The following is a 25794-nucleotide window of genomic DNA, read 5'->3' on the forward strand; positions in this document are numbered from 1 at the left end:
TCGACCCGTCCCAGCCCAAGCAGCCGCAGCAAGACCCGCACCGCCCGCACCGCATGCCTCTCGCCGTCTATGTGCTGGGCCTCTCCGTCTTCGCCCTCGGCACCAGCGAGTTCATGCTCTCCGGGCTCCTCCCGCCGATCGCCGACGACATGGGCGTCTCGATCCCCCGCGCCGGGCTGCTTATCTCCGCGTTCGCGATCGGCATGGTCGTCGGCGCCCCGCTCCTGGCCGTCGCCACGCTCCGGCTGCCGCGCCGCACCACGCTCATCACGCTGATCAGCGTCTTCGGCGTCGGCCAGGCGGTGGGCGCGCTCGCGCCCACATACGAGGTGCTCTTCGCCTCCCGCGTGGTGAGCGCGCTGGCCTGCGCCGGGTTCTGGGCCGTCGGCGCGGCGGTCGCGATCGCGATGGTGCCCTTCGACGCCCGCGCCCGCGCCATGGCGGTGATGATCGGCGGCCTGTCGATCGCCAATGTCCTCGGTGTGCCCGCCGGGGCGTTCCTGGGCGAACACCTGGGCTGGCGCGCCGCGTTCTGGGCCGTGGGCGCGGCCTCCGCCGTCGCCCTGGTCGGCGTGGCGACGCTCATCCCCCGTATCCCGCTGCCCGCGGAGCGGCCCCGGCTCGCCCGCGAGCTGCGGATCTACCGTGACCGCCAGGTCTGGCTCTCGGTCGCGGTGACCGCGCTGGCCGCGGGCGGGGTCTTCTGCGCCTTCTCCTATCTCGCGCCGCTGCTCACGGATGTCTCCGGCCTGGGCTCCGGCTGGGTGCCGGGGGTTCTCGCGCTGTTCGGCGTCGGCGCGCTGATCGGCACGGCCATCGGCGGCCGGGTGGCGGACGCGCATCTGTTCGGAGTGCTGCTCAGCGGGACAGCCGCCTCCACGGTGTTCCTCGTCGCCCTGTCCTTCCTCGCGCACAGCGCCGCCGCGGCCATCGCGCTCGCCTTCCTGCTCGGCGTCTCCGGCTTCTACACGGCCCCCGCCCTCAACGCCCGGATGTTCAATGTCGCGGGCGCGGCCCCGACGCTCGCGGGCGCGACGACGACCGCCGCGTTCAACCTGGGCAACACGGGAGGTCCGTGGCTCGGCGGCACGGTGATCGACGCGGGCCTGGGCTTCGCGTCTCCGGCCTGGGCGGGCGCGGCGATGACCGCGGTCGCGATCGTCCTGGCAGCGGTGTCGCTGCGGCTGCACGGCCGGTCGTCACGGGTGGTGGCGTCCGGGGCCCCGGCGGTCGCCTCGCGTACGCCCGAACAGGTCTGACACCCGAACAGGTCTGACGGCCCGCCCGGGTACGCGGGTGCCCGGGTGCGCGGGTGCCCGGGTGCCCGGGTGCGCAGACGCGCGGGTGCCCGGGTGCGCGGTCGGGTCGCGCGGAGTCACCCCGGTCACATCGTTCCCCCGCGGCCCTTCCGCCTCCGCAGCCCCGCCTTCGTCAGCAGCCGCACCACATCGCGGCTGGACACCTCCACCGCCCCGGCCGCCACCGCGGCCGGGTAGCGGTCCACGGGCACGTCGTAGTGGTCGCGCTCAAAGGCCCTGGGCGGGCAGCCGATGGACGCGGCGAAGGCGTGCAGCTCCTCGAACGACACATCGCTGATCAGATGGGACCACATCCGCCCGTGGCCCGGCCAGGTCGGCGGATCGATATAGACCGTCACCGGGCGGTCACCTCAGGCCGCCCACCGGCGCCACGACGACCCCCGCCTTCCCGCACACCCAGTGCGGATCGGGCCCCAGCTCCGGCTCCACGTCCAGCGCGTGGGGGTCGCCCGCGTCGCACACGGGACACAGCGGCCAGCGGCCGTACCGCTCCAGCAGCGCGTCCTGGACGTCCTGGGCGACGAGACCGGCGACGTACGGCGCGCCCTCCGGCCACTGCCGCACCCACCAGCGGCGATGGGTGACCGCGTCCTCCACCAGCGAGACGACGTCGGAGTCGGCCACGTCGCGTGCGGCCAGATCGGCCAGGACCAGGGCGCGCGCTGAGTGAAGTGTCTGCTCCAGGGGCGCCGGGAGGCTCGCGTCGTCCATGCGGCCATTGTCGCCGAGCGCCTGCGGGAACGCCGACCGCAGGGTGGCGAGAGGCTGACGGGAGCGCCAGGGAGAAGGCCGGCGGGAGGGTTGCGGATGGGTTGGCGCAAGGCTTGACGGCCCCGGAGCGCCGAAAATACCTTTCAAAGGTGATGCATGACGTGAAGGAAACTTTCACGACCCCCGCCCCCGCCCCCGCCGCCCTCGCGGCCAGGGTCCGCACCCTCGCCCCGTCCATGACCCGCTCCATGCAGCGCGTCGCCGAAGCCGTGGCCGACGACCCGGCCGGCTGCGCGGCGCTCACGGTCACCGGCCTCGCCGAGCTGACCGGCACCAGCGAGGCCACCGTGGTGCGCACCGCCCGCCTCCTGGGCTATCCGGGCTACCGCGATCTGCGCCTCGCCCTCGCCGGGCTCGCCGCCCACCAGCAGTCGGGCGGCGCCCCCTCGGTCACCGCCGGCATCAGCGTGGACGACCCGATCGCGGACGTGGTCGCCAAGCTGGCGTACGACGAGCAGCAGACCCTCGCGGACACGGCGGCCGGGCTCGACACCGTACAGCTGAGCGCGGCCGTCACCGCCGCCGCGACCGCGCGCCGCATCGACATCTACGGCGTCGGCGCGTCGGCGCTCGTCGGCGCGGACCTGGCGCAGAAGCTGCTGCGCATCGGGCTGGTCGCGCACGCGCACGCCGACCCGCATCTCGCCGTCACGGGCGCGGTGCAGCTGCGCTCCGGGGACGTCGCCGTGGCGATCACCCACTCGGGCTCGACGGGCGATGTGATCGAGCCGCTGCGCGTGGCGTTCGAGCGCGGCGCGACGACGGTCGCGATCACGGGGCGTCCGGACGGCCCGGTGGCGCAGTACGCCGACCATGTGCTGACCACGTCCACCGCGCGGGAGACCGAGCTGCGGCCCGCCGCGATGTCGTCGCGCACCGGTCAGTTGCTCGTCGTCGACTGTCTGTTCATCGGGGTGGCGCAGCGTACGTATGAGTCGGCGGCGCCCGCGCTGGCGGCGTCGTACGAGGCGCTGGCCCACCGGCACAGCCCGCGTACGGCCGCGGCCGCGCGCGACCGGGCCGAGCCGCGCTGACGGCCTGATCCGCCGACGCGCCGCCGGAAACCATCCGAGGCGTCGGCCGTACGAGCACCCGGCCCGCGCCACCCCGCCCTCGCCGCCAGAAAGTCCCACACCACCAGAAAGTCCCACACCATGACCCCGACGCCCGCCCACGGAGAACTGCGCGCCGAGCTGGCGATGCTCACCACCGAGGCGTTCCGCCCCGAGCTGGCGGAGATCGACCGGCTCCCCACCCTCGACATCGCACGGGTCATGAACGGTGAGGACCGCTCCGTCCCGGCCGCCGTCGCCGCCGAACTGCCGCGCATCGCCGCCGCGATCGACGCGATCGCGGAGCGGATGGCCCGCGGGGGACGGCTGGTCTACGCGGGCGCGGGCACGCCGGGACGGCTCGGGGTGCTGGACGCCAGCGAGTGCCCGCCGACCTTCAACACCGGCCCCGGCCAGGTCGTCGGACTGGTCGCGGGCGGCCGCGAGGCGCTGGTCACGGCGGTGGAGGGCGCGGAGGACAGCAAGGAGCTGGCGGCCGGCGACCTCGACGCCCTCGATCTGACCGCCGACGACACGGTGGTCGGCGTCTCCGCCTCCGGCCGCACCCCGTACGCCGTCGGCGCGGTCGAACACGCCCGCGGGCGCGGGGCGCTGACCGTCGGCCTGTCGTGCAACGCGAACAGCGCGCTGGGCGCGGCCGCAGAGCACGCGATCGAGGTGGTGACAGGTCCCGAACTGCTCACCGGCTCCACCCGGTTGAAGGCGGGCACCGCGCAGAAGCTGGTGCTCAACATGCTGTCGACCATCACCATGATCCGCCTCGGCAAGACCTATGGAAACCTCATGGTCGACGTCCGCGCCTCCAATGAGAAGCTGCGCGCGCGGTCGCACCGTATCGTCGCGCTGGCCACCGGCGCGCCGGACGACGAGATCGAGGCGGCGCTCTCGGCTGCGGACGGCGAGGTGAAGCAGGCGATCCTCACGATCCTCGCGGAGGTGGACGCGGCGACGGCGGGCGAGCTGCTGGCGCGGTACGGGGGACACCTGCGGGCGGCGCTGAGGGCGGCGGGCGCTGAAGGCCGCGGGCGCTGAAGGGCCGCGGGCGCTGAGGGGCCGCGGATACGTAAGACACCCTCAGATGGGCGCTCCGCCCTGCACCGTGCGGGTGATTCATATGACCGCGGGCTCCCTCCAGCGCGCGCAAGGCCGAAAAGCCATGCTTGCGTAAGGCATATGACCAGATCACGTACCGTCAGAAAGGCGGGTGCGCTGGCCGCCTTCGCCGCCTGCGCTCTCGCCCTCCCCCTGACCCTCACGGCCGCCCCCGCCGGGGCCGCCGCCTCCCAGCCCGAGCCTCCCTCCGAAGTGCTGCGCAGCAGAAACGTCCCGCTGGACATCGCCACCTACCGGTGGCTATGCCGCTCCGACTCCTTCGGCACCCCGCAGAAGCACACCTTCCGCCTCTTCCACGATGTCAAGGTCCACGCCGTCGCGGACCGCGTCGAACGCGACGACGCCCAGTCCACCGTCACTTGGCTGGGCCATGTCGCACACCAGCCCGCCCAGCAGGTCGTCGTCTCCACCCAGGGCATGTGCGCCGAGGACGCCGACCCCGCCGCCGTCGGACTCGACGCCCAGTTCGACCTCGGCGAGCGCGTCTACCGCATCTCCCTGCTGCGCAATGAACCAGGGCGCGTCCTGATCACCGAAGAGGACCCCGACCTGCGCGAGAAGCCGACCGGAGACGACGCCGACCCGGACTTCAACAGCGGCAGCCTGGACGAGATCCGCGAGGCCCGCGAGAAGCTGATGAAGCGCGCGGACTCCGCCGAGCCGGTCGTCATCGACATGGTCGTCGGCTACACGCCGTCAGCCGAATGGCATATGGGCGGCAAGCAGGGAATCCTCTCCCGCATCCAGTTCGCCGAGTCCGCCATCAACCGCGCCTTCGCCGACAGCGGCGTGCGCGCGAGCGTCGACATCGTGGCGACGTACCGCGCGCCGTACTACGGCGACGAGACCGCCTCCACGGTCCACAAGCGGTTGTCCAACCCATACGACGCCCAGCTCGGCGCGGACGCGGCCCGGCTGCGCGAGCAGTACGCGGCCGACCTCGTCGGCATGATCGTCAAGGTCCCGTCGGGCACCAGCACCGGGCAGGGCAGCCTGCCGATGCCGCCCAGCGAGAAAAGCGACAGCGAGGCGTACAACGTCACCGACGTCCGCTCCATCGTCGACTGGTACAACTTCGGCCACGAGGTGGGCCACAACCTCGGCCTGTGGCACGACCGCACCACCCTCGACGAGCAGACCGGCGGCCAGGACTACCGCCCGTGGCTGACCACCCCGTACAGCACCGGCTATGTCACCCTCAACCGCCAGCATCACACGCTCATGGCCTACTCCTCGGCGTGCGGCCAGCCCTGCTCCGCCGTCAACCAGTACTCCAGCCCGCTGAACACATGGAACGGCCAGGCCCTCGGCGACGCCCACAACGACAACGCGGAGGTGGCCCGCAAGACCACCCCGATCATCGCCGAGTACCGCACCCCCGCCCAGCCCCGCACCCGCTACGCCCTGACCCTCACCCCCTCCCCCTCCGACGGCGGCTCAGCCCGCCCCGACACCTGGGGCCCCTACCGCCCCAACACCACGGTCAGCGTCACGGCCACCCCGGCCCAGGGCTACCGTCTGATCGCCTGGGAACTCAACGGCCAGCGCCACAACATCACCGCCACCCAGGTCTCGGTCACCATGGACCAGCCCTACACCCTGAAGCCGATCTTCACCCGTGGCTGAAGCAGCCGACCCCCAACGGACAACGTGAGGTCGGGAGCCAACACAGCGCCTGACGCACCGCCTCGGGCTCCCGACCTGCTTGGTTCTCAACGGCCGGAACATGAACCGGATCGCCGTCCTTCACCCAGCTCTCAAGCTGCTCCGGGCGTGAAGGATGTTTGCAGGCTCTCCGGCGAGAATCCCTTGAGCCACAAGTCCAGCGATGTCGCTGGCCAGCGCGTGCCGAATCTCGTCACCCACCCGAGCCCAGCCGAAGAAGCGGGCGGTGTGCCGGATCAGCTCCTCCTCCGTCATTCCAGGTGATTCAGCCGCCAGTTCGGCGATGGCAACGCAACGTTCGGCGCTGGGTACGTAGCCGACTGCACGGACCGGAGCATCGGGAGCGGGCATCCGCGGCAGCAGCTGGGAGCGTCCGCTGATATCCAGGAAGGCTCCATCGCGGCTGCGGTGGATTCGCCCAGAGGACGTCAGCGTGGTCACAGCAAGGTCGAAGTTGGCCTTGATCCGGGATCCTGCACGGCCCACCCCCCATGCGTTACGCACTCTCTGCAACACCAGGTCCACGTGCACCGGGCCTTCAACTGCGACCACGGCGATGATGGCGCGAGCCAATGCGGGGCGTGCCTCAGCGGTGTGTGGTTCGACCCTGACGTCAGCCAGGTGGCTGACATCGGCCATCTGGTAGTGCGTACTCCAGCGCGGACGGGCTCCGGACTCAACCGCGGTGAGGGTCACACGCTGTCGACCGTCATTGCTCGAGGTGAGGCTCGGTGCTTCAGGCTGCTTCCGTGCCGTAAACGGCTCAGCGGCGACTGCGCGTTCAACAGCTTGCTTGAGCCTGCGCTCAGCCTCTGGCCGATTGCGGTACCAGTCAGTTCCCCAGATTCGGTGGAGAGTCCATCCCAGGCCCTCCAAGACCTGTTGACGCAGCCGGTCACGATCCCTGGCAGCCCGTGAAGAATGGTACATCGCCCCGTCGCATTCAATGCCGATTGCGAAGCTGCCGACGGCCCGGGGATGCCTGACACCGAAGTCGATGCGGTATCCGGCAACACCGACCTGAGGCCGTACGTCGTAGCCAGCATCCTGCAGTACGCTCAGTACTGCATCCTCGAAGGGGCTTTCGGGCACGGCAGATAGCTCAGGAGTTTCAGTCGACAGTGCGACCGGGCCACGCTCAGCATATTCGAGATAGCGTTTGAGCTCCTGAACTCCTCGATTATCACTGTCCCTCAGCTCGCCGCCCCGGAAGGAAGCAACCACCTCCATCCGGCTGCGGGCACGGGTAATAGCGACGTTGAGGCGTCTCCAGCCTCCTTCTTTGTTCACGGGACCGAAGTTCAAGCTGAGTTTACCGTGGGCATCCGGACCGTATCCAACGGATAGGATCACCACGTCACGCTCGTCGCCCTGCACCGCTTCGAGGTTCTTGACAAAGAAGCCGTCAAGACGGTCCTCAGTGAAGAGGGCATCCAGGTCGGGGCGGGCCAAGCGGGCCTGCTGAACCTCCTCGTCGATGGTGTCCGCCTGAGCCTTCGACAAGGCCACAACCCCCAGGCTCATTCCCGGCCGGGTGTCGAAGTGGTGCAGCACCCGGCGGGCAACGAACTCTGCCTCAGCGCGGTTGTCGCGCCGACCGGCGCGGGCATACACCCCGTCTGCCTTGAAGAAGGCGACGCCAGTGTCCTCGCCATGCTCGCTGGCACCGGGAAAGGTAACCATACCGCCCCCATAGAAGCGGTGATTGCTGAAGGCGATGAGATCCTCATGACGACTTCGATAGTGCCAGCGCAACGGGAGACACTGAAATACACCGCTGCCCTTGCACATTTCCAGCAGAGAGGGGAAGGAATCCAGTGCGTCTTCCGTCCACTCCTCCTCGTCATCGCCGCTGTCAGCGGAGAAGAATGCGGTGGGGGGCAGTTGCCTAGTGTCACCAGCAACGATCAAGGAGTTCGCCCGGTAGATACAACCCATCGCATCTTCTGGCCGCACCTGTGACGCCTCATCAAAGATGACGACATCGAAGCGGAAATCAGGCGGCAAGTAGGAGCTGACGGTGAGCGGGCTCATCATCAGGCACGGCTTAAGCCTGCGCACCACGTCTCGTGCACGGGAGAGCAGTTCTCGCACCGGCATATGACGTGACTTCTTTTCTGCTTCCTTGCGGATGGTCGCAGCCTGCCCCGCGGCACCGACCGGGCGGCGGGCATCACAAGCCTCGAGCACTGCCCATCGCGCGCACTCGACCAGTCGCTGGTCTGCCTCGCGGAACCGTTCGACCAGAGCGTTGCGGTCCTCGGCCCTGACTGCTGCATGAAGACGAGTATCAGCGGCCATCTGGGCATCCGCCCAGGCTCGGAGCACGGCGCGCTCGACAGCCGGACGCAACAGCTCGGCCGGCACGCCGTATTCGCCGAACCGATTCACCATGCCATCGATATGATGACGCCTCAGCACAGCGAGTCCGGCTTGGTGGGCGCGCCACTCGTCGGGACCGGAGCGGTCCTGGCACAACTGCTCCAGAATTGACCGCGCGTGGTCGAGGCTTTCGTGGCCTCCCTCTCCGTTGAACTCCGCGCTCAGCCGGGCCCTGCGGCTCGTATGGAAGAGCGCAAGGAGATCTTCGGTGGTGCGCTGCCATTCCTCCAGATGCGCGGCCAGGTCGGTGCGCCAGATGTTGAGTGCAGCGTGCAGTCGAGTAGCATCCGTACGCAGCACCGTGTCAGTAGGAGCGCCGTCTGCCAGGTGATGGGCCAGGCGCTCGCGCCGGATCGGGTCGGCTACGGCGTCGGGTGCGAGTTGGGCGATCCGGCCGGCGGTTGCGAGCGCGGCTTTCAGCGCCGCGAAATCCGTTGCCTCGCCTTGCGAGTGCCGCCCGAGCAGCGCGGCGAAATCTGCCGTAAGGCGCGCCACGGCATGATGCGCGGACTGCCACGCAAGGGCCTGTGGCAGTCGCTTGGCATAGGTTCTGTTCCACACCCCCGTGGTGGTGAGTGCGGCAGCCGCGGCGCGATCAGCCCGGCAGCGGCTGGAGAAGCCTCTCAGGAGACCTCGGTGCTTCTCGCGGAACCGGCGTTCCAGCTCTGCCAGATCTTCATAGCTGAGCACTCGGGCGTCGAAGGCTTCTTCGGCTGCGGCCTTGGCTTCGCGAAGCAAGGCGACCGCTTCCTGGAGTGTCTGGGCGGCAGCACGGGCCTGACGGAGGACAGTCGGATCCAGCCAGTCTGCCAAGGGGCGATGCTCCGCGTCGGCAATGCCCGCCAAGAGACAGACATTGACGGCCTCAGCGACATCCTGCGGATCGGGCAGCCCATATGCTCGGGCCACACGGTGCAATGCCCCGGACACATCAGCGCGTCCGGACATGGCCGAGCCAAATGCAAGTGCGTCATCATCGCGTTCGAGGTTCTCAAGTTCGGTGATAGCCCGCCGGATACCGATGAGGCGATTCATGCTCACGCCGTCGGCGACCATGAGTGCCGAGTGCCTGGCAGCCGTGCGGTGCAAGTCGTCGAGAGCCGCCATAGCGGCCTCAGCCAACCGCCGCGGGTCGGCCACGCTGTCTGTCTCGCGCAGCCCGTACCAGGGAAATTGCTCTCCTTCGAGGGTTGGACGCCAGGCACCAGCCACCTGCCGGGCCGCCTCGCCAAGCTCGTCGAGAGCTGTGGCGTCCAATCCTGCCGCCCAATCCGAGTCAGCTGGCGGGCCCGGCAGGGCGGGCAGCCCGGCGGAGGCGAGCCGGTCGTCCAGCAACGAGATCATGCCGATGACCTGGTGCAGTGAGTGTCCCAACGGCGCGCGGGGCTCGTTCATCGCAGCGGCGTAAGCGGACAACTCCTCCCGCAAGCGGCGGGCCTGCTCAGGGTCCTGACGGACCGACAACGGTGCCTGGGCACGGTACGCAAGGGATCTGCCAAGCTCGACAGCCACCGCCTTCTTGCTGGTGTCGTGGCTGTGTAGAGCGAGGACGAAGGAGTCCAACCCGACTTCACACAGACGGTTCCGCACAACGTCGAGCGCCGCAGCCTTCTCGCTGACGAACAGGACGCTGCGACCCGCCTGCATCAGGGCCGCGATCATGTTGGTGATGGTCTGGCTCTTCCCAGTACCAGGTGGGCCTTCCAGGACAAAGGACCGGCCCTCAAGAGCAGCTGCGACAGACTTTCGCTGCGAAGCATCGGCATCCAGGACAAGGGGAGCGGTTTCGGGAATCTGGAGCTCGTCGATGCGTTGTTCGTCGTACGGCTCAAACCACAGGCCGTCGCCCGGAAGGGCAGCGTCGGCACCCAGCCCGACCGCCTGGATCAGGTCGCTGGCAAGGATCTGCTCCTCGTTGTCGAGGAGGTCGCGGTACATGGCCTCCTTATAGGAGGCAAACGGGGACAGCACCATGCGGTCGGCGACACGCCAGCCGTCAAGACCTGCGACGGCTGCTCGGGCCGCCGCACTCACGGCGGCAGGATCGGCGGGATCGGCCATAGAGACGGAACTCCAGTCGATGTCCAGTTGGTCCAGCTTCACAGCAAGAGCCGGATTGTGGACAGGCTCCTGGCCTTGCGCGGGGACCAGCCGAAAGCCTCCGTAAGGAGTGCGTTCAAGAGCGACGGGAAGCAGCGCCAGCGGTGCCTCGTTCGTCTCCTGCGCGTCAGGACTTTCCCTCCACTCAAGGAAGCCGACACCAAGCCACAGCACCCACAGACCGAAGTCGTTATACGCCTGAATCGAAGCTCGGTGAAGGGCACGCAATGCCACATCAAGGCTGCTCTGAGTGGTCTTCTGTGTTACGACCCCCGGCGGGCCGGAAGCCGTGTCGAGCCCCCCTGCGCCATTCTCAATCGCCTCGCCCTCGTCCGCATCCATTACCGGAGCGAATTCCCAGCCCTGCTCCAGCCGGGCAAGTAGCGTCCCCGCATCTGGAGCAGTGATCTCCAAGGTTGCAGCCTTGGTATGTCTGAAGTGCAACAGCCGGTTCCGGCCGCCGAGGTCGATCAGCGAAGAGCGCCAACCGGCAAGCACCGTCTGTAGCCGCTGCAGCCGAGGTGCTGCTCCAGGGCCATGCGCGCCATTGAGGATTTCCTGCCGATCCACAGCAGGCGCCTCCGCTCATGATCGACGGGCACGCGTGCTTACCACCGTCCTGAGGTCCAGAATAGGCACCCCTTTCCGCCTTCGACCAGAGACCTTCGGCCTCGCTGAGCACCCGCCTGGCACCAACGGCAGACCAGGACGGTCCGGCAGCGTCACACGGCGACGAGCCGGACCAGATCGCCGCACAGCTTGGTCATGTCATCGACGTCAGAGGTCAGCATGACGACAGGGCGCTGCTGCCGCAGAGCGGCCTCGGCCACCGCCGCGTCGATGGCGTACTTGTGGCCATGGAGCCCGGCCCCCATCAACAGCGCGGAAGCCGCCTTCGCCTCCTCGTCGCCGACCGCGACCGCCCGGAGCCCGGAGAGCACCCATCCCAGCCGTGCCTTGTCGGTCCGGGCGTGGACAGCCTCGATGATGGTGAGCGAAGAGATCACCACCTCCATGCCACGCCGCCGTGCCTCGGCAACCAGAGCAACCACCCGCTCATCGTCGCCCAACAGCTTGGACAGCCCCTCGCAGTCCAGGACCAGCGTCCCCTCACTGCTCAGCTTGCGGCGGGCCACTGCTCCTCCTCGGCGAACACCTCGTCGAACACCTGCCGCGCCCGCTCCTGCGCCTCGAGTGACACGGGCCCCTTACGACGCCCATAGTCGGCCAGGTACTCGTCCAGGATCTGCCCGCGCAGCTCACGCTCCACCGCGGCAGTGATAAACGCCGAGAACTCCCGTTTACCCACCCGAGCGCGGATCGCCTCCGCCGTCCCCTCAGGCAGCGACAGACTCACCCTCGTCGCCGGACCCTCGCCGATGCCATACGTCGCCTCACCCATGAGGCGACTTTATCAAATGAGTAGGAAAGTTGCTCCGGCATGCCGCATCGCGAAGCCCAACATCCCGGTCGGCGCCACAGCACCCGCCCCGGGGCTGCCGCCTGACCGCCTGAGAGCTCCCGCGGCTGGCCCCTGACGACCGCCTGATGGACGCGCGCGGCGGGCATGCAGGGCGCTCGACCCTCTCTATGAAGCCGGGGCCAGCCCACCAAGCCCATCCTCCCCGCGCCGTGAAGCCGGCGCACCCGCGCGGGCCCGCCCCGCGCCGTGAAGCCGGCGCGCAGGGATGCGGGGCGCAGCCCCATGTCGCTCCTCTCGGGGGTTCGGGGGCTTGCCCCTCCGGTTTCAGGACGTGGGGATCCCCACGCCGCAGTGCGCAGGGGAGAGGTCGGGGAAAGTACACCGCCTCAGGCCACCCGGGCCCGAGTCAGCCCGTCCGCTGCGACACCTCCATCCGCCCGCCCCGAAGCGTCGCCACCCGCCCCGCCCGCCGCGCCAGCGCAGAGTCATGGGTCACCAGCACCAGCGTGAACTGGCGTTCCTCCCAGAGGCGTTCCAGCAGCTCCATCACCTCGTCCCGCGTCGACTCGTCGAGATTCCCGGTCGGCTCGTCGGCGAGCAGCACACCGGGCCGCTTCACCAGCGCCCGCGCGATGGCGACGCGCTGCTGCTGTCCGCCGGACAGCTCTCCGGGCAGATGCCCGCGCCGCTCCCCGAGGCCCACGGACGCAAGCGCCTCCGCCGCCCGTTCGCGGCGCTCCGCGGTCTTCAGCCGCAGCGGCACGAGCGCGCTCTCGACGTTCTCCTGCGCGGTCAGCGTGGGAATCAGGTTGAAGCCCTGGAAGACGAAGCCGATCTTCTCGGCCCGCACCCGCGTCAGCCGCGCTTCGGGGAGGGTCGCCAGGTCGACCCCGTCGAGCAGCACACTGCCCCCGGTCGGCCGGTCCAGCCCGCCGAGCATCTGCAGCAGCGTGGACTTGCCGCCGCCCGTGGGCCCCTGGATCACCAGCCGCCCGCCGTCCTCGATGGTCAGATCCACCGCGTCGAGCGCGGTGACGCCGCCCTTGCCGCGCCGGTAGCGCTTGGTCACGCCCTTGAGTTCGTACATGGTCCGTCAACTCCAGCCGTACGTATGTGAAGAGGGAGGCTCACCCGACGCGCCGCAGCGCATCCGCAGGCCGCAGCCGGGCCGCGCGCCACCCGCCGAAGGCGCCCGCGACCAGCCCGCCGGCGACGGCGAGGGCGACGGCGAGCGCGAGGGTGGTCAGCGACACGGGCGCGGTGAGCGCGATGTCGAGGGGGCGGGACGCCGCCTCACGCCCGGGCCCGCCGACGCCGAGCCGCGGCCCGCCGCCACCGGCCCCGCCGCCCCCCGCACCGGCTCCCAGCTCCGCCGTCAGCGTCGGGCCGAAGGCGGTGATCAGCCACGCGCCCGCCAGCCCGAGCCCGATCCCCAGCGCCCCGCCGATCAGCCCGTTGACCAGCGCCTCCCCCGCCACCTGACGGGTCACCCGCCCGCTGCGCCACCCCAGTGCCTTGAGCGTGCCGAACTCCCGCACCCTGCGGCTCACAGCGGCCGACGTCAGCAGCCCGGCGACGAGGAAGGCCGCGCCCAGCACCACGTACGACAGCCACTTGCCGACCCCCGACGCGAGGTCGGACGCCGTCGACAGCGAACCGGACACGGTGTCCGCCAGATCGGCGGACGTCGTCACGGTCGCACCGGAGACGTTCTGCTGAATCCCGGCCTTGACCGCGTCGATCCGCTGTGAGTCCGCAGCCCGGACATACACGGTGGTGACCTTGTTCTCGGCGTCGGCCAGCCGCTGCGCCTGCGCGAGCGGCAGATAGACGCTGGCCGCCGCGCCCGCGCTGTCGGCGGTCGCGATGCCGACGACCTCGAACGCCGTCCCGGAGACGGTGAGCGTGTCGCCCACCTCCAGGCTCTGCTCCTTGGCGTACGCACTGTCGACGACGGCGACCTCGCCATCCGTCTCGTCCGCGTGGAAGCCCCGCCCGGACGTGATCTTCGAGGAGGTCAGCGGCCCGAGCCCGGGCTTGCCGACATCGGTGCCGTACACGGTGTACGCGTCGACGTCGAAGGCGGCCCCGCCGCCCCGCACGGCCCCTCCGCCGCCGCCTCCGCCGCCCGGCCGCTCCCCCGGCTCGACCTGCCCGCGCCGGAACTCCCCGTTCACCTTCATCACGCGCACATTCAGCCCGCCGACGGCGTCGGCGACCCCGTCCTGTGCACGCACCGTGCCGACGGTGGCAGCGTCGAGCGTCGCAAAGCCCTGCACCATCACGATGTCCTGGCTCTGCTGCTCCCCTTCACCGCCCGCGCCCCCGTCCGTGGCGTCGAACTCGAAGCGCGGCCGCCGTACGGTCTCCCCCTCCCCCGGCGGCGACGCGGCCTTGGTGACGGTCATATCCGTGCCGAGCCCGTACAGCGACTCCAGGACCTTGTCCTGGGCCCGGCTCATCCCGGCGGACACCGAGCTGACGACGATGACCAGCGCGATCCCGAGGGCCAGCCCGGAGGCGACGACCAGCGCCGCCTTCCTGCGACGGCGCAGCTCACGCCGTAGGTAGGTGAAGAACATGCCGCAGAAGTTAGGGGCGGCAGGTGATGGCGGCGTAAGGCCGGGATGAGAGCCGCATGAGAAGCCCTGTCACTGCCCTCCGCCAGCAGCGGCACGCACAATCGCAGCAGGCCGTCCGGGCCGCACCACAGCCCTCACGGCAGCCGCCCCTCCGCGTTGATCTCGCGGACCCGCGCGCGGAGCACCTCGCCCAGCGGGGCGGCCCGGGCCGCGTTCAGCGGGCAGTCCCACTCGCGGCCGCCGCCCGGCGGGCGGAGCTGGAGGCAGGGGCCGACGCGGCCCATGATCCGGCCCACCCGGCCGTCGCGGACGTCCACGGCGTACGTACCGATGGCGAGCACCGGCTCCAGACGCTGCTCGCGCGGCACGCTCATCGCTCGCCCCCATCGTCGTCCCGCCCGCGCTCGCGCAGTACGGCGGCGAGCCGCAGCGCCACGTCCAGCCGGCAGCGGCCCAGGTCCACCAGGAGGTACGGGGTGTCGCCGGCCAGCGAGACCAGATCCACGCGCAGGGACGGCAGGGTCACCGCCACCCCGTCGAGCCCGTCCCGAAGCTGGGCCACCGCGTCCTCCGCCGCCCGCAGCCGGTCGGGGGTCTGCCGCACGCTCACGAACCGTCACCTCCACGCTGAGTATCTTGATTCCCTACACAGCGTGTCCGGCGCATGGTTAGCCTGGAAGAGACGGCGCCCCAACAACCCCACGTGTGAGACAGGGAGTTGCCAATGCCCGGCCCGAAGGATCTCGACCCGTCCGCCTCACCACGCGCCCTCCTGGGCGCGGAACTGCGCCACGCCCGCGAAAAGGCGGGCCTCACGCAGGAGGAGCTCGGCGCGCCGCTCTTCGTGAGCGGCTCGTTCATCGGCCAGCTGGAGGCCGGTACGCGACGGATGATGCCGGAGTACGCCGTCCAGATAGACGAAATCCTGGGGACGAACGGCTTCTTCACCCGCAACTGCAAGGCGGCGAGCAAGTCCCGCTATCCGGACCACTTCGCGGCGGCGGCCGAGGCGGAGGCGCTGGCCACGGCGATCAAGGAGTACGCTCCGCTGCTGGTTCCGGGGCTGTTGCAGACGGAGGCGTATGCGCGGGCGGTGTTCCGCGCGTATCAGCCGACGGCGACGGAGGACGTCATCGACGAGCTGGTCGAGGCGAGGCTGGACCGCGCGCAGATCCTGGACGATCCAACTCAGCCATTGTTGTGGACGGTTCTGGATGAAGCGGTGCTGCGGCGCAAGGTCGGGGACGCGGGGGTGATGGCGGAGGCGCTGCGGAAGGTGGCGGACCTCGTGCGTCGCCACCGCATCATTGTGCAGGTGCTGCCGTTCGATGCGGGCGCGCACGCGGCACTGAACGGCTCCCTCAAGCTGATGTCCTTCTCTGATGCACCGCCACTGGCCTATCTCCAAGCACTGGGAACGGGCCAGTTGCAGGACGATCCGGCTACCGTCACCCGCTACGAACTGTCGTACGATTTGGTCGCGGCCACGGCACTCTCGCCGCAGGAATCCCTGGCCTTGATCGAGTCAGTGGCGGAGGATTACGCCCATGAAGATCGACATCCTTGAGTGGCGCAAGTCCAGCTACAGCGGGGGCGAGGGCGGCAACTGCCTGGAAGTGGCCACCTGGCGTAAGTCCACGTACAGCGGCGGCGACGGCGGCGACTGCCTCGAAGTCGCCGACGGCTGCCCCGACCTCGTCCCCGTCCGCGACTCCAAGAACCCGGGCGGCCCGGTCCTCGCGTTCCGGGCCGCCGCTTGGTCGTCCTTCATCGCGGACGTGAAGACCGGCTGAGCACGTCGGCTCAGGCGCTTTCGGTCGGCAGCCCCGCCTCCACCCAGTCCTGGATGCCCTCGCGGTACTTGCGGACGTTCGTGTAGCCGAGCGCCGTGAGCCGGTCGGCGACCTGGCCGCTGTTAGGGCAGGCGGGGTTGGAGCAGTACGTGACGATCGCGGCGTCGCGGTCGGGCAGCAGCGCGGCCGCCTGCCCGTCCACGTCACCCGGAACGATCGGCACGGCTCCGGGCAGGTGCTGCTTCGCGTAGTACTCGCCGCCCAGGGCGTCGACGACGGTCACGGTCCCGGCCTTTACCGCCGCGGCCAGCTCGTCTCGGGTGATCAGTGCGGTCATGTCACTGCCTCCAAGGTAAACGGACTATAGTCCTCTTGTGGCCCAGAACAGTAACGGACCGCAGTCCGATTCCGCAATGCCCCTGGAACTGCTGCGCACCCCGCCCCCCAAGGAGCGCGCCGACGCCGCCCGCAACCGGGCCGCCGTACTCGAAGCCGCCGCACGGCTCTTCGCCGAGCACGGCGTGGAGGCGGTGTCCATGGACCAGATCGCGGCGGCGGCGGGCGTCGGCAAGGGCACGCTGTTCCGTCGCTTCGGCGACAAGTCGGGGCTCGCCGTCGCCCTGCTGGACGCCCGCGAGCGGGCGCTCCAGGAGGCGGTTCTGCACGGACCGCCCCCGCTGGGCCCGGGAGCCGCGGCCGAGGCCCGGCTGACCGCGTTTCTCGACGCCTACCTCGACTATCTGCTTGAGCATCTGCCGCTGGTCCGGATGTCCGAGACCGCGAGCCCCGGCGCGCGCTACCGCATCGGCGCGTACCGCTTCTGGCACCGCCATCTGGCGATCCTGCTGGCGGGCGCCCCCGACCCCGACGCCGCCGCGCACACCCTGCTCGCCCCCCTCGCGGCCGAACACATCACCGCGCTCCTCCCCGAAGTGGGCGAGCCCCGCCTCCGCGCCGCCGCCCTCCGCCTCGCCCGCGCCGCGCTCGCCACTCCCTAAGCCGGACCGCCGCCGCCCGCGCCCCGCCGCTCCAGCAGCTCCTTCAGCGCGGCCAGGTCCTTGCGGTTCGCCCGCCGCATCGCCACGCCGGTCAGCCTGTTCCCGCGGCCGCGGTTCCGCAGCGTCATACGCGTACGGCCCTTGCCCACCGGCTCCCAGGTGTACGTCGTCTCCATCGGGAAGGGCCCCTCGGCCGTCCGCATGACCAGCCGCCGGCCGGGCTCGTACTCGACGATCTCGTACGTGTACGCCAGCCGCCGCCCCAGGAACCGCGCCACGAACGCGACCCGCGCACCGACCTCCACAGCCGACGCAGACTGCCACTCCACGGAACGGATGTTGACATACCACTCGGGCGCGTTCGACGGATCGGCCGCGTACGCGGCGACCTCCGCACACGGCACGTCGATCAGCACCTCGGTCCGCACATCCACGGCCATACTCCGAGGCTAGCCCCGACGCTCAAGCCCCGCGCCCCAAGCGAAATCGGCCGTGCTACGCAACGCCGATGACAGCAGCGAGCTCACGCACACCGCATGCCCGCGGATGCCTGGACCGCAGATCGGCCACGATGGACCGGATGGCAGGGCGGTCACGAACCTCCGCCGGAGACACACATGCCGCCGACAGCAGCTCAGCCGCGGTTTGCTCAGGATTGCCGCGCTGCCACCACGCGCGGGCTAGACCGTTCGGCGATGACGAGTTCGTTGCGCTCGGCCCGCACCTCCGCCAGCTGCTGGGCCAGATGCTCTTCGAGTTCGTCCAGTTACGCGCGCCGCGCGGTGATCCGTTCCAGCAACTCGGGATCCAGCATGGGCCCGATCGCAGAAGCTGTCCGGCGAGCGCGAACAGGAACCAGCGACTTGTCCCTCCCCCAAGGGCAGAGGGCACAGTGGTCCCGTGCAAGAGGACTTGATCACCATTGGCGAGCTCGCCACCAGGACCAGGCTCAGCCTCAAGGCCCTGCGGCTCTACGGGGACCGAGGGCTGCTGCCTCCGGCCCGGGTCGATCCGCGGACCGGCTTCCGCCGCTACGGTCTCGCCCAGGTTGAACGGGCCCGCCGTATCGCGCTGCTGCGTGCCACCGGCATGTCCCTGACGCGGATCGCGGAGGTGCTCGATTCGAGCGGTGAGAAGCCGGTGCGGCTGCTCACCTCGTACTGGCGAGAACAGGAGTCTGTGCACGTGGCTCGCCGGGCCGCGGTGGGCTATGCCCGAGAGGTCCTGACCGGAAGAAGCCCGACCATGTACGAGGTTGCCGAGCGCGACGTGCCAGAGCAGAAAGTCCTGTTCATCCAGCGCCACGTGACCGCCGCAGACCTGCCCGGCTTCCTCGCGGACTCGAGCGAGCTGCTCTTCTCCCACCTGCGGCAGGCGGGAGCGGGCTTGTCCGGACCGCTCTTCGCCGTCTACCACGGCCTGGTGAGCGAGGACTCCGACGGCCCGGTCGAGATCTGCGTTCCAACCCAGAGCGCAGATGTCGAACCGGCCGGCCGGATCGGGCTACGCATCGAGCCCGCGCACCGCGAGGCGTACACCGCCTTGACGAAGCGGCACGAGGGCTACTCGGCGATGGCTGCCGCCCATGACGCCGTCGGCGCATGGCTCGCCGAGCACGGATACGCCGTCAGCGCCTCCAATCGAGAGGTGTACTACCCGAACTGGGCGACCGCCGAGCCGGGCGAGCACGTGGCCGACGTCGCAATACCCTTCCGCCCGGGCTCGATTTCCGACCTCGAAGAAGTCAGCCGCTGACAGACGATCTACTCCGCAGACTGCCACCACTGACCTGCGTGAGCACCTCGGAAGACCGTCATACCAGCCCCTTGACCTGCGTCTTCAAGTTGGCGGAGGCTCCCTGGAGCACATCCCGGAGGTCGAGTTCAAGTACGACGGCTCGGTCGAGCGGACGGCACGGATCATCGCAGACAACGGCTTCGCGGTGGACTGGAAGCTGTGGGAGCGCGACTATGCCCAGTGCGGCCCGTGCCGCCCGGGCGAGAACTGCCACTGAGCAACCCCTCCTGCGGGCCGATGGCACGAGCTGTCCCATCGGCCCGCAGGCCACACGGGTGAAACGGCCCAATCCCGCCGTGGCCTGTGCGACGCATGAGTACGGTGTCCAGTCCGATGGCCGGACCCGGAGGACGTGGGCACTCTGCTGGTGCGCGCCCGCACCCCCGATCGCGTGTGAGGGAGCCGTCCGGGGCTCAAGTTTCGGGCTTCGAGCGGCGCTGGCGGGCACCCCCCCCCCAGCCCGACGCCGCCGCGAGCCCGCCCGCCGCGCATGGGTCTCCTCGTAATGGACGGCGTGCTCTGATCGACGCGGAGACTGGCTACGCGAGGGCGCCGACTCGGTGAGCGAGCGCCCGTACGCCAGGGAGGGTGCGGTCATGCCGCATCAGGTTCGCGGCCATGGTCTGGACCGAGCCGCGGCGGACCTCCTGTGGCGCTGCTTGCTCGGCGGCCAGAAGTGCCCGGTAGCAGCGGTCGGGTTTGCCCCATCGGTCGAAGGCTCGGGCGACGTCGATCCAGTATCGGGCTTGGCGTTCGGTGGTGGGCAGGGCGGCGGGATCGACGCGGCGTGCGTGCTCGATGGCTTGGCCCGCGTCGCCAAGCAGGTGGCTGATCGAGACCTGGTGGAGGAGCACCTGGCTGGGGCCGAAGACGGTGCCGCGTCGCAATGCGTCGTGGCCGAGTTGCCCGGCGGTGGCTTCGGCTTCGGCGATGAGGGTGTGTGCGGTGTGCCGGTCGCCTTGCTTCGCCGCGGTGTAGGCGGCGGTGGCGTACAGGTTGCCCTGGACGGAGAGCCGTTCGGTTGCGTCGGTGGTTCGGTCGGCGGTCAGCTGCTGGGCGGCGGTGACGGCGACGTCGGTGGCGCGGGCGTAGTGGCCTTGGCGGCGCCACGCGGAGGAGACCATGCGGTGGGCTTCGGCGACAGTGAGGGCGTCCGCGCCGCCAAGTGCCGCGGTGAGGGCCCGGTCGGCGGTGACAGCGGCCAGGCCATCTTCGCCGAGCTTGATGAACAGGCGGGTTGCGGTGGTGTACAGCTCGGCGACTGCGGTCGCCGCCTGCGCCGAGTGCCCGTGGGTGCCGAGGGCCTGGGCGAGGGCGATCCGGGCCGGGAGTGCGCGGGCGAGGGTGTCGTAACGGCAGGCGCTGAAGTCGGCTCGGGAGGCGTTCACCGCTGCGGTGACAGCTGACGAGGTGGGGTCCGGGGTGAGGAGATGGACGTGCTGCCGGTGCAGCAGGAGGTCTTCCAGACCGGACAGGCTCGGCTGTGCCGGTGCGTGGGCGGCGGCCGGCGGTCCGAGGACCGCGCTGGTGGTGGCTCCGGCCAGTCCTGCCAGGAGCTTTCGGCGTCGCACCGGGTCGTCTCCCTCTTCGCCGAACTGAGTCTGTGTACCCACCCTAGTGGCGTCGGTTCGGTCCGAGGCGGCTCGCTGCTGTGGTGGCGCGAGGCCGAGCAAGTGCCGAGGGATGTCGAGGCAGGCGGCGAGGTTCTGGAGCAGCAGCACGTCGCGCATGGGCTGCTTGCCGCGTTCCATCCGGGACAGCGAGGCAGCGGTATAGCCAACCTGCTTGCCCAGTTCGGCGAGCGTGACGTCGGCCGCGCGGCGGGCTAACCGGACGATCGCGCCGGCATCGCGGCGGGCGAGCGCGTCACGCATAGCCGTGGAACGCCAGAGCGGATGGGTGTTGTCCACGACTCACCTCCTGCGGGGCTCATTGTCCGGCCAAACCGCCTTGCAGCACGAGAAGTTGCAAGCCGTTTACGCCCCGTGCAAACCGTGTGCGCGCCGAGAGGCTGCCCCTCCCTTCGCCTGGCGGGCTGCGGTGTCCTCGTGACCGCGACGGCGCGCACCAAAGCGGGCCGCGCCGGTGACACTGCACACTCACCACGGCATGGAGGCAGCGTGCACGACATCCAGTTGAACGAACTCGCCGACCGGACTGTGCTGGTCACCGGCGGAGCCGGGCTGATCGGCAGCCGTATCGCCGCCTGCCTGCGCCAGGCGGGAGCCCGGCCGATCCTGCTGTGCACGCTGGAGGCGTACTCCCGCAACACCTACCGCGACCTCTTCGGGATTGACGCCACCGACCCGGCTGTCATCGTCGGCAACGTCCAGAACCCGGACGTGGTCAGGAAGGCGGTGGCCGAATCCGATTACGTGATCCACGCCGCCGCGCTCGCCGATGTCGCCGCCTGCACCCGCAAGCCCATGGCGGCGATCCACACCAACATCACCGGCACCCAGGTACTGCTCGACGCGGTGGCCGCCTGCGAGCGGACCCGTCGGCTCGTCTTCGTCTCCTCCGCCAGCGTCTACGGCAACGGCAACCCGGAGGACTGGGCACGCCCGTGCGAGGAGTACCGGACAGTGCGCGAGCTGCTGAAAGCCGTCTATGGGCGGGTCCCGCCGCGGTTCCATGAGCACGCGCAACTGCGGCCGATGTCGGTGTACGCCAACACCAAGGCGTGGGGCGAGACGCAGACCGCTCTTACCCTGAGCGCCGTGGGCGCCTCGTACACGGTCGTGCGGTACTTCTCCGTCTACGGAGAGCCGCAGGTCATCAAGGAGGACAGCCACTCGTGGGTGGTCGCCTGGTTCGCCACCCGCGCCGCCCTGGGGCTGCCCCTGCACCTCAACGGCGGCGGCCACCAGATCCGGGACCTGGTCCACGTCGAGGATATCGCCGCTGCCACTGTCCGGGCCCTTGTCGCCCCGCAGGCCCACAACGAGACGGTCAACATCGGCACCGGCACCCCCACCAGCATCCGCACCGTGGCCGAGCTGGTCGCCAAGCAGTACCCGGGCACGCGTTTCGTGGAGACGCCGATGCCGCCCGGTGACCCGCTCGGCGGCTACGCGGCCACCCACCGCATGGAAGCGGTGCTCGGCTGGCGGCCGACGATCACCGTCAAGGAGGGGGTGGCTCGCTACGCGGACTGGCTGGACAAGACGCCCGGGGCGATTCCCTCGTGGCTGCGGGCCGAGTCCGGGGCCGCGACTGCCTGATCAGACGACCGGTGGGCGGCCCAGGCAGGTCATCCGCCACACCGTTGACCAGCGCATCGGCCGACGGGGCGGGCACGGCGTGCGCAGGCCCTCGGCGAACCCACCGAACCAGGCCCTCAGTCCCGCCCCAGATCGGGTGCGGGCCATGGCCATCACCGTCCAGACAGCTAGGTAGACAGGGACGAGGAGGGCGGGAAGGTGCCGCTTGGCCAGCCAGACCCGGTTACGGGCGACCATGCGGTGGAAGACCGCGTGCCGGGTCGGCGACGTCCACGGATGCTGGAGCACCAGCTCCGGCTCGTAGAGCACCTTCCAGCCCGCGTCCAGTGCCCGCCAGGCCAGGTCGGTCTCCTCGTGCGCGTAGAAGAACGGCTCGGGCCACCCACCGATCTGGTCCAGCATCCGCATGGACAGCCCGTGCCCGCCGCCGAGGAACGTCGTCACCAGCCCGCCCCGCATCGGATCCGCCGCCCGCAGGCGCGGTACGTGACGCCGCTGGGTGCGGCCTTGCTCGTCGGCGATGCGGAAACCGACCACGCCAAGCTGCTGGTCCGCCGCGTACAGCTCAGCGAGCCGGGTGAACACCTCCGGGCTGATCAGCAGGCCGTCATCGTCCAGGTCCACCACGACATCGACATCCCCGAACTCCCGCAGCCGGGCCAGCGCAGCGTTTCTGCCTCCGGCCACCCCCAGGTTCTCCGGCAGTTCGACACGGGCCACCCACTCCGGCAGGGACGGCAGCGGCGAGCCGTTGCCCACGACCACGACCCGCGTCGCAGGCGTGTTCTGCCCGGCGACCGACGCAAGAAGGTCGGCCAGCTCGGCGGGCCGCGTTCCCATGGTCAAGATGGCGACGCCTACGCGCGGGTGACGCACGGATGAACACTCCGTTCCTCGGCTCCGGTGCCGGTGATGCTAGCCGCCCGGGGAACGGCCACCCGACCACCCAACGGAAGGCCACCGATGCCCACCATCCGCCTCGGCGACTACCTCACCGCCCCCACCAGCGGATTGCTGGACGGCACCCCCTACGAGCACCTGGAGAAGGCCGAGCTGGCCGACTTCCTCGCAGGCTGGGACGACTGGCACCGCCAAGCCCTCGCCCGGCTTACGCACCGCATCCACCCCACCGCACAGATCCACCCGACTGCCATCATCGGCGACGACGTGATCACCGGCCCCCGCGTACGCGTGTGGGAGTTCTCCACCGTCCGCGCCGGCTCCGTGCTCTGCGCCGGCGTCTCGGTCGGCTTCAACTGCGAGGTCACCCGCTCCTTCCTCGGCGAGTGCGCCGTACTCGGCCACCGCGTCGGTATTAACCGCACCCTCGTCGGCGCCGACGCCCACCTGTCCGCCAACCTGACCGTCGCGGCCATCAGCATGTGGAGCCTCCACATGAGCAACCCTGAACGGGAGATCATGCTGCGTACCTCCGACGGCCTCTACCGCTGTGTCACACCGCAGTTCGGCGCCCTGATCGGCGACCGGGTCCAAACCGGCAACAGCATCAGCCTCGGCCCCGGCCTCGCCCTCGGCCGCGACTGCCGGATAGCCAGCGGCGTCACCCTCGCCGCACGCACCATCCCTGACCACAGTGTCATCACCGCCCCTCACACTTCTGATGTCCACGTCCGACAGCGGCCCGCACAGCGCGGGAGGACCAACGCGGGGCATGCCGCCACGGGCTCTCCACCCCACCAGCCGCGGCCATTGGCAGCCCCCGATCGCGTGTGAGGGAGCCGTCCGGGGCTCAAGTTTCGGGCTTCGAGCGGCTTCTTCAAGGAATGGGCGGAGGGCCCCAACCCGCCCTCCCACCCTGCCGAGTTGGCTTTCCGCGTTCGAGTTGCGACGGAGAGTGAAGAAGCTCTAGCGTGCCCGATATACGAAACAACCCCCGCCCGGTGCGGTAACACCTGCGGGGGTCTGACCTACGAGATCGTCAGGACCCGATCCCATGGCTGACAGCCAGCTTAGTGCCACGTTCCTGCCCTCGCATCCCGCCCCGCACCCGATGGCCAGTCCGGGTTACGGAAAGCGGTCCGCGCCTGACCAACGGCCCCGCAGCGGGAACGACTTCGCGCATCTGCGACCGCGTGACGCGGCGATCGCGGATCACATCGACCGGGCCCCGGACGGGGCCGACATCTCGGTGAAGACGCTGGCCAAAGTGCTGCCGTACGGGCAGTGCGCGCTGCGGACCTCGCTCAACAGACTCCAGCAGGCCGGGCACTTGAGGCGCGGCATCGAACATCTCACCGGTGGCGGAGGGCGGTTGTGGGTCACCCGAACGTGGTTCTCCCGCACCGCACGCGACGATGACTGGTGGGCCGCCTTCCAGCGCGGCGACATCCCGGACGCGCGGCCCCGGCCCACCCGCTCACGGGCCTTCATCCTGCTGGCGGCCCTCGGGCGGGAGAACCCGATGATGTCGCTGTCGAAGGCCGACTGCGAGGCGCTCGCACCGCTGGCGGGCGAGTGGCTGGCGCGGGGCGCGAGCGAGGCGGATGTGCGGCGGGCGCTGACCGCCGGGCTGCCGCCGGTGGTGCACTGCCCGGCGGCGCTCGCCCGCACCCGCCTCATCGGCAAGCTGCCGCCGGAGCCCGCGGAGATCCGCCCGCCCCTGCGCATCCTCGAATGCGGCACCTGCGGGGCCCCGGCGCGCCCGGAGGCCCTCGCGGGCGGCGACTGCGCCGGCTGCCGCGGCGAGCCCGCCACCGCCCCCGTACGGCCCGCGTCGCCTCTCCCGGCCGCGCAGGTCCGCGCCCACGCGGCGGAAGCCCGCGCCGCAGCCGCCCGGGCTCCCCGAGCGGACTTCGCCGAAGGCGGCGGGCAGACAGGCTGACGACCGTCTCGTCGGCCAGGCCGCACCCCACCCCGTGACCCCGGCGCTCCGCGCTGCCCGACTCCGTGTCCGGGTGCGGACGTTATGCGGGGTTATGCGGGGTTGTGTTCAACTCGGGTTGAGTGTGGAGGCTTGCGTTCTGCCCGCCGCTGCCGAGCGGACGGGTGTGGACGGAGGTGGCACATGAGCGAAGTGTGGACCGCGACCGAGGCCGCGCATGCCTTGCGGGAAGGGAGGGTGACCAGCCTCGGGCTCACCCGGGCGGCCATTGCCGCGGCCGACCGGTCCGACCGGTCACTCGGGGTGTATCTGGCACGTTTTGACGAGCAGGCGCTGGCGGCGGCGGAGCGGGCGGACGAGGAACTGGCGCGCGGGATCGACCGCGCGCCGCGGCCAGCCGGGCGATGTGCGCCTCCAGCTCCGCGATGCGGCCGTGCACGGTCTCCTGCCAACCGGGGCCCGCTCCGTCGCGGTGCAGCAGGGAGTCGATCTCCTCGATGGACATCATCCCGGTCTCCCGCCATAGCTTGATCAGCGCCACCCGGTAGACCTGCTCCGGGTCGAAGAACCGCCGCCCGGACCGCCGATGCGGCTCCAGCAGCCCGCGGCGCTCCCACTAGTGCAACGTCGAAAGAGGCAGCCCGAACCGGTCGGCCACCTCCCGTATCGGAGTCGGATCGCCCATATCCGCCATCGTGCCGCAGACCGGCGC

At 70.3% G+C, this 25794-nt stretch carries 25 protein-coding genes and 1 pseudogene; 11 read left to right on the forward strand and 15 right to left on the reverse strand.

Annotated features, from left to right (window positions below):
• Nucleotides 1–53: 53 nt before the first annotated feature.
• Nucleotides 54–1259: a Cmx/CmrA family chloramphenicol efflux MFS transporter gene (locus tag OF819_RS07830; RefSeq protein WP_267242818.1), complete on the forward strand. Its 1206-nt coding sequence runs from the start codon at nucleotides 54–56 to the stop codon at nucleotides 1257–1259.
• A 125-nt stretch (nucleotides 1260–1384) separates the two neighbouring features.
• Here OF819_RS07830 and OF819_RS07835 read toward each other — a convergent pair whose 3' ends face one another.
• Both OF819_RS07835 and OF819_RS07840 read right to left on the reverse strand, forming a co-directional pair.
• Nucleotides 1385–1657: a DUF4031 domain-containing protein gene (locus OF819_RS07835; RefSeq protein WP_267242655.1), complete on the reverse strand. Its 273-nt coding sequence runs from the start codon at nucleotides 1655–1657 to the stop codon at nucleotides 1385–1387.
• A gap of 7 nt (nucleotides 1658–1664) precedes the next feature.
• Nucleotides 1665–2030, reverse strand: coding sequence for a hypothetical protein (locus OF819_RS07840; protein WP_267242656.1), 366 nt, complete (start codon nucleotides 2028–2030; stop codon nucleotides 1665–1667).
• Between the two features lie 149 nt (nucleotides 2031–2179).
• Between OF819_RS07840 and OF819_RS07845 the strand changes: the two genes are divergently transcribed.
• The 3 genes from OF819_RS07845 (at nucleotide 2180) to OF819_RS07855 (ending at nucleotide 5902) form a co-directional block, all read left to right on the forward strand.
• Nucleotides 2180–3124 (forward strand): MurR/RpiR family transcriptional regulator, encoded by a 945-nt coding sequence (locus OF819_RS07845; protein ID WP_267242657.1) that lies wholly within the window; start codon nucleotides 2180–2182, stop codon nucleotides 3122–3124.
• Nucleotides 3125–3244: 120 nt separating this feature from the next.
• Entirely contained in the window at nucleotides 3245–4195 is a 951-nt protein-coding gene (gene murQ, locus OF819_RS07850; RefSeq protein ID WP_267242658.1) for an N-acetylmuramic acid 6-phosphate etherase, read from the forward strand.
• A gap of 141 nt (nucleotides 4196–4336) precedes the next feature.
• The gene (locus tag OF819_RS07855) at nucleotides 4337–5902 is read left to right on the forward strand and encodes an InlB B-repeat-containing protein (protein ID WP_267242659.1); all 1566 of its coding nucleotides are present in this window, start codon (nucleotides 4337–4339) and stop codon (nucleotides 5900–5902) included.
• A gap of 120 nt (nucleotides 5903–6022) precedes the next feature.
• On the opposite strand, the gene OF819_RS07860 is transcribed toward OF819_RS07855, so the two are convergent.
• The 7 genes from OF819_RS07860 to OF819_RS07890 form a co-directional block, all read right to left on the reverse strand.
• Nucleotides 6023–10993: a DUF3320 domain-containing protein gene (locus tag OF819_RS07860; protein WP_267242660.1), complete on the reverse strand. Its 4971-nt coding sequence runs from the start codon at nucleotides 10991–10993 to the stop codon at nucleotides 6023–6025.
• A gap of 152 nt (nucleotides 10994–11145) precedes the next feature.
• The gene (locus OF819_RS07865) at nucleotides 11146–11559 is read right to left on the reverse strand and encodes a DNA-binding protein (protein WP_267242661.1); all 414 of its coding nucleotides are present in this window, start codon (nucleotides 11557–11559) and stop codon (nucleotides 11146–11148) included.
• Nucleotides 11541–11825, reverse strand: a complete 285-nt coding sequence (locus OF819_RS07870; RefSeq protein ID WP_267242662.1) for a hypothetical protein — start codon at nucleotides 11823–11825, stop codon at nucleotides 11541–11543. Before OF819_RS07870 ends, OF819_RS07865 begins: the two co-directional genes overlap by 19 nt.
• A 427-nt stretch (nucleotides 11826–12252) precedes the next feature.
• A complete protein-coding gene (locus tag OF819_RS07875) occupies nucleotides 12253–12933 on the reverse strand; it encodes an ABC transporter ATP-binding protein (RefSeq protein ID WP_267242663.1) in 681 nt (226 codons plus the stop codon).
• Between the two features lie 40 nt (nucleotides 12934–12973).
• Entirely contained in the window at nucleotides 12974–14428 is a 1455-nt protein-coding gene (locus tag OF819_RS07880; RefSeq protein WP_267242664.1) for an ABC transporter permease, read from the reverse strand.
• A gap of 134 nt (nucleotides 14429–14562) precedes the next feature.
• Entirely contained in the window at nucleotides 14563–14802 is a 240-nt protein-coding gene (locus tag OF819_RS07885; RefSeq protein WP_267242665.1) for a hypothetical protein, read from the reverse strand.
• Nucleotides 14799–15038: a hypothetical protein gene (locus OF819_RS07890; protein ID WP_267242666.1), complete on the reverse strand. Its 240-nt coding sequence runs from the start codon at nucleotides 15036–15038 to the stop codon at nucleotides 14799–14801. Before OF819_RS07890 ends, OF819_RS07885 begins: the two co-directional genes overlap by 4 nt.
• A 114-nt stretch (nucleotides 15039–15152) precedes the next feature.
• Between OF819_RS07890 and OF819_RS07895 the strand changes: the two genes are divergently transcribed.
• Entirely contained in the window at nucleotides 15153–15995 is an 843-nt protein-coding gene (locus OF819_RS07895; RefSeq protein WP_267242667.1) for a helix-turn-helix domain-containing protein, read from the forward strand.
• A complete protein-coding gene (locus OF819_RS07900) occupies nucleotides 15976–16221 on the forward strand; it encodes a DUF397 domain-containing protein (RefSeq protein ID WP_267242668.1) in 246 nt (81 codons plus the stop codon). The genes OF819_RS07895 and OF819_RS07900 overlap by 20 nt, the downstream gene beginning before the upstream one ends.
• 10 nt (nucleotides 16222–16231) lie before the next feature.
• Here OF819_RS07900 and OF819_RS07905 read toward each other — a convergent pair whose 3' ends face one another.
• Nucleotides 16232–16558 carry a rhodanese-like domain-containing protein gene (locus tag OF819_RS07905; RefSeq protein ID WP_267242669.1) on the reverse strand — a complete coding sequence of 109 codons (327 nt, stop codon included), beginning with the start codon at nucleotides 16556–16558 and terminating at the stop codon, nucleotides 16232–16234.
• 37 nt (nucleotides 16559–16595) lie between these two features.
• Here OF819_RS07905 and OF819_RS07910 point away from each other — a divergent pair, with 37 nt between their 5' ends.
• On the forward strand, nucleotides 16596–17219 hold the full coding sequence (locus OF819_RS07910) for a TetR/AcrR family transcriptional regulator (protein ID WP_267242670.1): 624 nt from the start codon (nucleotides 16596–16598) through the stop codon (nucleotides 17217–17219).
• Here the strand turns inward: OF819_RS07910 and OF819_RS07915 are convergent.
• On the reverse strand, nucleotides 17216–17659 hold the full coding sequence (locus OF819_RS07915; RefSeq protein ID WP_267242671.1) for an SRPBCC family protein: 444 nt from the start codon (nucleotides 17657–17659) through the stop codon (nucleotides 17216–17218). The genes OF819_RS07910 and OF819_RS07915 overlap by 4 nt on opposite strands.
• Nucleotides 17660–18119: 460 nt before the next feature.
• On the opposite strand from OF819_RS07915, the gene OF819_RS07925 reads away from it, so the two are divergent.
• The gene (locus OF819_RS07925) at nucleotides 18120–18974 is read left to right on the forward strand and encodes a MerR family transcriptional regulator (RefSeq protein ID WP_267242672.1); all 855 of its coding nucleotides are present in this window, start codon (nucleotides 18120–18122) and stop codon (nucleotides 18972–18974) included.
• A 581-nt stretch (nucleotides 18975–19555) separates the two neighbouring features.
• Here the strand turns inward: OF819_RS07925 and OF819_RS07930 are convergent.
• The gene (locus tag OF819_RS07930; protein WP_267242673.1) at nucleotides 19556–20926 is read right to left on the reverse strand and encodes a helix-turn-helix domain-containing protein; all 1371 of its coding nucleotides are present in this window, start codon (nucleotides 20924–20926) and stop codon (nucleotides 19556–19558) included.
• Nucleotides 20927–21136: 210 nt separating this feature from the next.
• Between OF819_RS07930 and OF819_RS07935 the strand changes: the two genes are divergently transcribed.
• Complete coding sequence (locus OF819_RS07935; RefSeq protein ID WP_267242674.1) at nucleotides 21137–22240, forward strand: NAD-dependent epimerase/dehydratase family protein; 1104 nt, start codon at nucleotides 21137–21139, stop codon at nucleotides 22238–22240.
• Here OF819_RS07935 and OF819_RS07940 read toward each other — a convergent pair whose 3' ends face one another.
• Entirely contained in the window at nucleotides 22241–23116 is an 876-nt protein-coding gene (locus tag OF819_RS07940; protein WP_267242675.1) for a glycosyltransferase family 2 protein, read from the reverse strand.
• 87 nt (nucleotides 23117–23203) lie between these two features.
• Between OF819_RS07940 and OF819_RS07945 the strand changes: the two genes are divergently transcribed.
• Nucleotides 23204–23974 (forward strand): transferase, encoded by a 771-nt coding sequence (locus OF819_RS07945; protein ID WP_267242676.1) that lies wholly within the window; start codon nucleotides 23204–23206, stop codon nucleotides 23972–23974.
• Between the two features lie 220 nt (nucleotides 23975–24194).
• Nucleotides 24195–25082, forward strand: a complete 888-nt coding sequence (locus OF819_RS07950; RefSeq protein WP_267242677.1) for a hypothetical protein — start codon at nucleotides 24195–24197, stop codon at nucleotides 25080–25082.
• Nucleotides 25083–25335: 253 nt separating this feature from the next.
• On the opposite strand, the gene OF819_RS07955 is transcribed toward OF819_RS07950, so the two are convergent.
• Together OF819_RS07955 and OF819_RS29115 are read right to left on the reverse strand one after the other, a co-directional pair.
• Entirely contained in the window at nucleotides 25336–25590 is a 255-nt protein-coding gene (locus OF819_RS07955) for a hypothetical protein (protein ID WP_323748908.1), read from the reverse strand.
• Nucleotides 25567–25686, reverse strand: a pseudogene (locus OF819_RS29115) (MerR family transcriptional regulator); the annotation flags it as partial. The gene OF819_RS07955 and the pseudogene OF819_RS29115, both read right to left, overlap by 24 nt.
• Nucleotides 25687–25794: the final 108 nt, after the last annotated feature.

Origin of the sequence: Streptomyces sp. PR69, assembly GCF_026420845.1 — a bacterium.
Classification (GTDB): domain Bacteria; phylum Actinomycetota; class Actinomycetes; order Streptomycetales; family Streptomycetaceae; genus Streptomyces.